The following is a 6,006-nucleotide window of genomic DNA, read 5'->3' as shown; positions in this document are numbered from 1 at the left end:
GTCGCCCCTTCGAGCAGGGCCATGAACTCGTCGGCGATGATCCGCCCCTGCCGATAACCGGCCATGCGGCGCGCTTCGCGCTCGATCATCACCCGGATCTCGTTGGGGATGCCGGTGTGGCGCAGCTCGACCCGCTCACCCGGTTGCACCTCATGGCTGGTGGCTTTGAGTTTCTGCTCAAGCAGACCGAGCGCCACCGCAAAGCCATAGATGGTGGCGGCGGGAGTGGGGGGGCAGCCGGGGATATAGACATCCACTGGCACGATTTTGTCGGTGCCGCCCCAGACGCAGTAGAGGTCGTGGAAGATGCCGCCGTCACAGCCGCAGGCGCCGTAGGCGATACAGATCTTGGGATCGGGCGCCGCCTCGTAGGCGCGCAGGGCCGGTACCCGCATCGCCCGGGTCACCGCGCCGGTAAAGAGCAGGATGTCGGCATGACGGGGAGAGGCGACCACCTTGATGCCGAAACGCTCGGCATCAAACAGCGGGGTGAGGGTGGCGAAGATCTCGATTTCGCAGGCGTTGCAGCCGCCGCAATCGACCCGGTAGACATAGGCCGAGCGGCGAATGTCCTTGAGCAGGGTCTTCTTGAGTTTGGTGATCTCGGGATCCTGTGCCAGCGGCACGGCGCGGGTATGGGCATGGCCGACAACCGGTTCTATGCCTTTGATCTTGCTCATCACATCCACTCCTGTTGTGTGGTAATCGGTGTGGCAATCGGTGTGATCAGGGCCGAGTCAGGCTGGCTCAGCATGCTCTGTTTTCGTTTGCAGTCGGGGCAGTGGTGCAGTCGCTCCGGGGTCGCCAGCGGCGTGCCCGCCTGCTTGAGGGTGTCCTCCACCAGTGCCACCAGCTTGCTCGGGGCAAAGTAGGTGCCGCACAAGGTGCAGGGGGCCAGCGCGAAGCGGGCCTCCTCATAAAGGTCGGCCTTGTTGGTCACCGCCAGCTCGAACTCGGGGGAGAGGGCGATGGCGCGGGTCGGGCAGACCTCTTCGCAGCGGCCGCAGAAGATGCAGCGCGCCATGGAGATCTCCCAGCGCCGTTCGCCAGTCTCCATGTCTACTTCCATCACCAGCGCGTTGGCCGGGCAGGCCTTGGTGCAGGCAGCGCAGGCGATGCACTGATCCGCCTGATATTTCGGTTTGCCGCGAAAATCCCGGTTCACCTCGTAAGGGGCGAAGGGGTACTTGGCGGTCGGGGTGCCAGCCTTGAGGATGGTCTTGAACAGCTTGATCATGATGACCCCTTATTTCAGCGGAGAGTTTTTGCGGTCGATGCCGTAGCGCTCGATCTCCTTGTAGGAGACCACGGTGGACTTGCCCTTCTTGGGGTCGACCAGGGTGACCCGGTCGGTACAGGAGTAGCAGGGATCCAGACTGCCGATAATGAGCGGCGCATCGGCCACGGTATTGCCGCGCAGCATGTAACGCAGGGCGGGCCAGTTGGCGTAGGTGGCGGCGCGGCAGCGCCAGCGGAACAGCTTCTGGTTATCCCCGGTCATGCTCCAGTGGACGTTCTCGCCGCGGGGCGCTTCGGTAAAGCCCAGCGCAAATTTGCCCGGCTGGTAGGTGAACCCTTCGGTCAAAAGCGGCCCTTCCGGCAGGTGCTCCAGGCCGAACTCAATCATGTCGAGGGAGTCGTAGAGCTCGTGGATGCGCACCAGCACCCGGGATTGCACATCGCAGCCCGCCTTGGTCTGGATCTCCATCGGCAGCTCGCGGTAGCCAGCAAAGTCGTGGACCCGGCGCACGTCGCGCTTGAAGCCGCTCGCCCGCACCATGGGGCCGACACAGCTGAAATCGCGAGCAATCTGCGGGTCGAGCTTGCCGATACCTATGAGGCGGGAGGAGATGTTGGCGGTATCCAGCAGCATGGCCACCAAGGGTTTGAGCTCGTCACGGAGCTCGCGCACCAGCTGGGCACCCTTGATGCGATCCTCCTTGAAGATGTCGCGGCGCACCCCGCCAATCAGGTTGAGGCCGTAGGTCTTGCGGGCGCCGGTCAGCAGCTCGGCCAGGGTCATGGATTTCTCCCGCACCCGGAAGAACTGCATAAAGCCGGTGTCGAAACCGGTGAAGTGGCTCGACAGGCCGATGTTGAGGATATGGCTGTGCAGACGCTCCACCTCCAGCAGCACGGCGCGGATCATCTTGGCCCGCTCGGGCACCGGAATACCCATGGCGTTCTCCACCGAGGTGGTGTAGGCGACGCTGTGGGTAAAGCCGCAGATGCCGCAGACCCGATCGGTCAGAAACGCCACTTCGTTGTAGCCCATCCGGGTTTCCGCCAGTTTTTCCATGCCGCGATGGACATAGAAGAGGCGGTAGTCGGCATCGATGATGTCTTCCCCATCGACGAACAGACGAAAGTGGCCCGGTTCATCCGAGGTGATGTGCAGCGGGCCGACCGGCACGATGCGGTTGGCATCACTGCCGAGCTCGTTGACGAAGGGGTAGGTCTCGGTGTCGGTGGTGGGCATCGGGCGCTGGCGGTAATCCATGGCGTCCTTGCGCAGGGGGTGGATATCCTCCGGCCAGTCATCCGGCAGTACCAGACGACGTTCGTCGGGCAGACCGATGGCGCGCAGGCCGTACATGTCGCGGATCTCCCGCTCGCCCCACACCGCCGCCGGAATGGTCGGGGTGATGGAGGGGTACTCCTGGGTATCGGCATCCACCAGCACCTTGACGGTGATCCAGCACTTGGTGTCGCCCTCCATGGAGAAGACGTGGTAGACGGCGAAGTGGCCGTTGAGGCTGCGCTCGTCATTGGCAAAGGAGAGCGGAAGCCAGCCCCCCAGCTGATGGAAGATCAGGCTGGCCGTCTCGACCAGACTGGTGGGCTTGACGGTGATGGTGGCCTGATCGGCGGTTTGCCACTCCTCGTCGACGATGGCGTGGGGCAGTTGGGCTCGTACCTGCTGGATGTAATCGCAGCCGATGCGATCCGAAATGGCGATGGTCATGCAGTTCTCACTTTAAGTTTGTTCGGGTATGGGGTCGGCAATGAGCTCTCGGAAAAACAGCGTATGAAGGCACTCATGGCTAGACCCCGACCAGATAGGCGAGCAGCGCCAGCAGGGCCAGCCCCAACCCATAGCGGGTGAGCTTGTGGGTGCGCACGAACTGGGTGCGGGCCATGGCGTTTTCGATGATGCCCGCCAGCAAAAAGGCCACCAGCAGCTTGCAGGCGAGGATCAGCGCCGCGCCGATGAGCGCGGGCAGACTCCAGTTGGCCGCCTTGCCGAAGGGCAGGAAAATCACCAGAAAGAGCTGCACCACCACCAGTTGCTTGAGGCCGATGGAGAGCTTGAGCAGGGCGAGGCCCGCACCGGAGTACTCGGTGAGCGGCCCTTCCTGCAATTCCTGTTCGGCTTCGGCGCAGTCAAAGGGCAGCTTGCCCATCTCGACAAACACCGCGAAGGCGCAGGCGGCCCCCGCCAAGAGGGTAGCGATGGGCGCGGCCAGCGGCTGGGTGGCCACATAGCTGCTGATGTTGCCCAGATCCGAGCTGCCCACCATCATCGCCATGATGAAGCAGGCGAGCACCAGAATGGGCTCCACCAAAATCCCTAAGGTCAGCTCGCGGCGGGCACCGATCCCGGCAAACATGCTGCCGCTGTCCAGACCCGCCAGCGAAAAGAAGAAGCGGAAGATGGCAAACAGGTAGATGTCGGTGATGAGATCCCCGGCGATGGGGAAGGGGGACTCGTGAGTCAGGGTCGGCAGCGCCATCGCTACCAGCAGGAGGGCGGCGATGAGCAGCGCAGGCATCAGGTTGAAGATGATGCCGGCAGGCTCCGGGGTCACCTCCTGACGACGCAGGAGCTTGGCGATATCCCGGTAATCCTGCAGCAGGCCCGGCCCCTGACGGGAGTGCATCTTGGCCCGCAGCACCCGGTTGAAACCGGTGGCCAGCGGCGCCAGCGCCAGCATGGCGATGGCCTGGGTCAGGGCGAGGGCAACCATGCCCCAGCTCGGCATTTCAAGAACAGGCATATCAGACTCCTACTGCCATCAGGATAAAGAGCGCCAGCACAATGCCGTGCAGCAGCCAGCCGGTCGAACCGCTGGTATCGCTCACCCCGTGCAGGGCGCTGGCCAGATCGAGCTGCGGCTGCTTGCGATAGAGCGGCGCACAGAGCTGGCGCAGGGTATGGGTGACACCGCCGGAGGTGAGGCTCATGCGCTCCTCGTAGGCGTAACCACAGGCCCACGGGGTACCGGCGTGACGACGACCGAGCTTGGGCCCCTTGAAGATGGCCAGTACCAGCAACGGAATGAGGAACAGACCCAGCAGGGTGATGGCGATAACGGGTGGTGAGAGGATCGCCTGTGAGCTGTCGAGTGGCAGCAGGGTGGCGCCGGTCGCCACCGTCATCTGGTTGGCAACAAGGGCCTGACCGTAACCAGCGATATGAGGGGCAATCCAGGGGGCGCCCAGACCCAGCACCAGACAGACGGCGGCCAGCAACAGGGTGCCTGCCACCATGGCCCCCGGCACTTCGCGGGCGTGGCTCGCCTTCTCGCTGCGCGGTGCGCCGCAGAAGCAGATGCCGTACACCTTGACGAAACACATCACCGCCATGGCGCCGGTCACCGCCAGCATCACTACCGCGAGCGGCGCGACGACGGAGGTGCCGAGCTTGGTCATGGAAAGCAGCGCCTGATAGATAAACCACTCGCTGACAAAGCCGTTCAGCGGCGGCAGCGCCGAGATGGCCATGGCGCCGATGAGGAACGCCAGCGCAGTCCAGGGCATCAGCTTGGCCAGCCCCCCCATCTTGTCCATGTCACGGGTGTGCAGGCGGAACATCACAGAGCCGGTGCCCATAAAGAGCAGGCTCTTGAAGATCGCGTGGTTGAGCAGGTGATAAAGGGCGCCGAGCAGCCCCAGCACCACCAGCGCCGGTTGCTGGTTGGCGATGCCGATCATGCCGATGCCCATCCCCATCAGGATGATGCCGATGTTCTCTACCGTGTGGTAGGCGAGCAGTCGCTTGAGGTCGTGCTCGGCCAGCGCAAACAGTACCCCGAGTACTGCCGAGCAGGCACCGAAGATCAGCACCACATAACCCCACCAGAGCTGGCTGGCGCCGAGAAAATCGATGCTGACCCGCAAGATGCCAAAGAGACCCAGCTTCACCATGACGCCGGACATCAGCGCCGAGATATGGGACGGCGCAACGGGCTCGGCCACCGGCAGCCAGCCGTGCAGCGGCACGAAACCGGCGCGCAGGCCAAAGCCGCAGAAGCTGAGCAGGAACACCAGGGAGGCCAATGCGCCCGCCAGATGGTGCTCGCGCAGCGCGGCGAACTCCAGCGAGCCTGATTCGCGGCAGAGCAGCCAGAAGGCGATCAGCACCAGCGCCATGCCGATATGGTTCATCACCAGATAGAGACGGCTCTGTTTGGCGGCTTCCGGGTTGGTCTTGACCAGCCAGTAGGTGGTGAGTGTCACCAGCTCGTAGCAGAGCAAGAAACCGAGTGCGTTGTCGGCCAGTACCATGCCCACCATGGCAAAGAGGAAGAGGTTCATCAGCGCGCCGATGGCCACATCCCCTTTGCCCTGATATTCGCGGATATAGGCAAAGGAGTAGAGGGCGACGGCGACGCCGACGGTGCTAATCACCAGCAGCATCAGCGCGGCCAGCATGTCGAGATGAACCGAGCCCAGCAGCCAGAGCTGGCCGTCGACGGGGGTGCCTTGAGCAAAGATCTGGATGGCGGCGACCAGACCCGCGAGTGACCCCAACAGGGCAAAGCCGCTATTGAGGCGGTTGGCCAGTGCGGGCAGCTTTTGCAGGAGCAAACCGGCGGCAGCGCCCAGCAAAAAGAGCAGGAGCGTGGCCATAACAAGGGGGGACAACATCAGCGAACGCCCTCTGTGGTGGATAAATCGGATGCAGGGAGCGCCGTGGCGGGCGCCGAGAAGGCACAGGCCCCTTGCGGGTTGGTGTCGGCCGCTTGCTGGCGACGGATACGGGCGGCGCGCTCGGTGTCACCG

General features: G+C 63.7%; 5 protein-coding genes and 1 pseudogene. All 6 read right to left on the bottom strand.

Annotated elements, in window-relative coordinates; all coding sequences use genetic code 11:
- Window positions 1-680: NADH-quinone oxidoreductase subunit B family protein (locus tag LD28_RS0112030; protein WP_033137206.1), on the bottom strand; the 680-nt coding region annotated here is incomplete at its 3' end.
- On the bottom strand, window positions 680-1,237 hold the full coding sequence (locus LD28_RS0112025) for a formate hydrogenlyase complex iron-sulfur subunit (protein WP_033137205.1): 558 nt from the start codon (window positions 1,235-1,237) through the stop codon (window positions 680-682). The genes LD28_RS0112030 and LD28_RS0112025, both read right to left, overlap by 1 nt.
- 9 nt (window positions 1,238-1,246) lie before the next feature.
- Complete coding sequence (locus LD28_RS0112020; protein ID WP_017784116.1) at window positions 1,247-2,965, bottom strand: hydrogenase large subunit; 1,719 nt, start codon at window positions 2,963-2,965, stop codon at window positions 1,247-1,249.
- Window positions 2,966-3,044: 79 nt separating this feature from the next.
- Entirely contained in the window at window positions 3,045-3,998 is a 954-nt protein-coding gene (locus LD28_RS0112015) for a respiratory chain complex I subunit 1 family protein (protein ID WP_033137204.1), read from the bottom strand.
- Between the two features lies 1 nt (window position 3,999).
- A complete protein-coding gene (hyfB, locus tag LD28_RS0112010) occupies window positions 4,000-5,871 on the bottom strand; it encodes a hydrogenase 4 subunit B (RefSeq protein ID WP_033137203.1) in 1,872 nt (623 codons plus the stop codon).
- Window positions 5,871-6,006: pseudogene (locus tag LD28_RS0112005) on the bottom strand (4Fe-4S dicluster domain-containing protein); the annotation flags it as partial. The gene hyfB and the pseudogene LD28_RS0112005, both read right to left, overlap by 1 nt.

It is taken from the genome of Aeromonas finlandensis (assembly GCF_000764645.1).
GTDB classification, from domain to species: domain Bacteria; phylum Pseudomonadota; class Gammaproteobacteria; order Enterobacterales; family Aeromonadaceae; genus Aeromonas; species Aeromonas finlandensis.
The sequence above is the reverse complement of the archived record's forward strand: the minus strand, read 5'-3'. Positions and strand labels throughout refer to the sequence as shown.

Bases quoted from the DNA above. Each gene is read 5' to 3' on its own strand.
- LD28_RS0112020 (WP_017784116.1), bottom strand. From the start codon at position 2,965: ATGACCATCGCCATTTCGGATCGCATCGGCTGCGATTACATCCAGCAG.
- hyfB (WP_033137203.1), bottom strand. From the start codon at position 5,871: ATGTTGTCCCCCCTTGTTATGGCCACGCTCCTGCTCTTTTTGCTGGGC.
- LD28_RS0112025 (WP_033137205.1), bottom strand. From the start codon at position 1,237: ATGATCAAGCTGTTCAAGACCATCCTCAAGGCTGGCACCCCGACCGCC.
- LD28_RS0112015 (WP_033137204.1), bottom strand. From the start codon at position 3,998: ATGCCTGTTCTTGAAATGCCGAGCTGGGGCATGGTTGCCCTCGCCCTG.